This window comes from Acinetobacter sp. 228 (assembly GCF_048147885.1).
Genome location: NZ_JAYWYV010000148.1, coordinates 1 through 1,721, shown reverse-complemented (window position 1 = coordinate 1,721; position 1,721 = coordinate 1). Strand labels below are relative to the sequence as shown.

Annotated in this window: 2 protein-coding genes; both read left to right on the top strand. The window is 40.5% G+C overall.

Translation table 11 applies throughout. The annotated features are described in order from the left end of the window. Positions 1-84: 84 nt before the first annotated feature. Positions 85-558, top strand: coding sequence for an Rrf2 family transcriptional regulator (locus tag VXQ92_RS16815; RefSeq protein ID WP_001241480.1), 474 nt, complete (start codon positions 85-87; stop codon positions 556-558). 1 nt (position 559) lies between these two features. After that, a partial coding sequence (locus VXQ92_RS16810) for an IscS subfamily cysteine desulfurase (protein ID WP_416682586.1) occupies positions 560-1,721 on the top strand: 1,162 nt, incomplete at its 3' end.

Genomic DNA, 1,721 nt, shown 5'->3' with positions numbered 1-1,721 from the left:
CTTGAATTAAAAATAAAAAAACTTGACTATTTTAGTCGGGATTCATAAAATCCTATTATCTAGTCTTAACATGTGTATCGAATCATGCGCCTTACAACTCGCGGTCGCTACGCAGTGACTGCTCTACTTGATTTAGCTTTGCAGCCAACTGAACAAACGATCACGCTCGCCGAAATTGCCGCACGTCAATCTATTTCAGTTGCTTATTTAGAGCAGTTGTTCGCAAAACTTAAGCGTCATGGGTTAGTTTCTAGTGTTCGCGGTGCAAATGGTGGTTACCATTTGGCTCGAAACGCTGATGAAATTACTGTGTTAGAAATCATTGAAGCCGTAAATGAAACCGTTGATGCAACGCGTTGTGACCATAAAGGCAACTGCCAAAATGGTGCAATGTGTCTTACTCACGATTTATGGCAAGAACTCTCTCATCATATTGCCGACTATTTAGCTAAAATCACTCTTGCCAACCTCATTAGCCGAGACAACGTTCAAACTGTTGCATTACGCCAAAATGTAACTGGCACAGATTCAGCTCTTTTATCGGGTACAGGTATTTGATATGAAACGTCCAATTTATCTTGATTACGCAGCAACCACTCCAGTAGATCCGCAAGTTGCAGAACGTATGATGGAGTGTTTAACTTTCGACGGTACCTTTGGTAATGCTGCATCTCGTTCCCACGCTTATGGCTGGCAGGCAGAAGAAAAAGTTGAATATGCACGTGAGCAAGTCGCAAACTTAATTAAAGCTGACCCACGTGAAATCGTTTGGACTTCTGGTGCAACTGAATCAGACAACCTTGCTCTTAAAGGTGTTGCTCAATTCTATGCATCTAAAGGCAAACATATCATTACAAGTAAAATTGAACATAAAGCTGTTCTAGATCCTTGCCGTGAATTGGAAGAACAAGGTTTTGAAATTACTTATTTAGAGCCAGAACCACAAACAGGTTTAATTACTCCTGAAATGGTTAAAGCTGCCCTTCGCCCAGATACTATTCTTGTTTCTCTTATGATGGTAAACAATGAAATTGGTACAGTTACAGATGTAGCAGCGATCGGTGAATTAACACGTGCAAATAAAACGTTTTTCCATGTAGATGCAGCACAAGCAGCTGGTAAAGTCGATATCGACTTATCTACAATGAAAATTGACCTAATGAGTTTCTCTGCTCATAAAATTTATGGTCCAAAAGGTATCGGCGCATTATATGTACGTCGTAGCCCACGTGTTCGTCTAAAAGCACAAATTCATGGCGGTGGACATGAACGTGGTATGCGTTCTGGTACTTTAGCGACTCACCAAATTGTTGGTATGGGTGAAGCTTTTGAACTTGCAGGCAAAACAATGCATGCAGAACAAGAACGTATTCGTAAACTTCGTGACAAACTTTGGAACGGTTTACAAGACCTTGAACAAGTGTTCTTAAATGGCCACCCAACTCAAAACGTTGCTAACTATTTAAATGTCAGCTTCAACTTTGTTGAAGGTGAATCTTTAATGATGTCGCTTAAAGACGCTGCTGTATCAAGTGGTTCCGCTTGTACTTCTGCTACTTTAGAGCCTTCATATGTTCTTCGCGCATTAGGTTTATCTGATGAGCTAGCACACAGCTCAATTCGCTTTAGTTTTGGTAAATACACTACTGAAGAAGATATTGACCACTTGCTTACAATTACCAAAGCCGCTGTTGAGAAATTACGTGAACTTTCTCCGCTTT

Excerpts from the sequence above, each read along its gene's own strand:
- VXQ92_RS16815 (WP_001241480.1), top strand. The coding sequence starts at position 85 with ATGCGCCTTACAACTCGCGGTCGCTACGCAGTGACTGCTCTACTTGAT.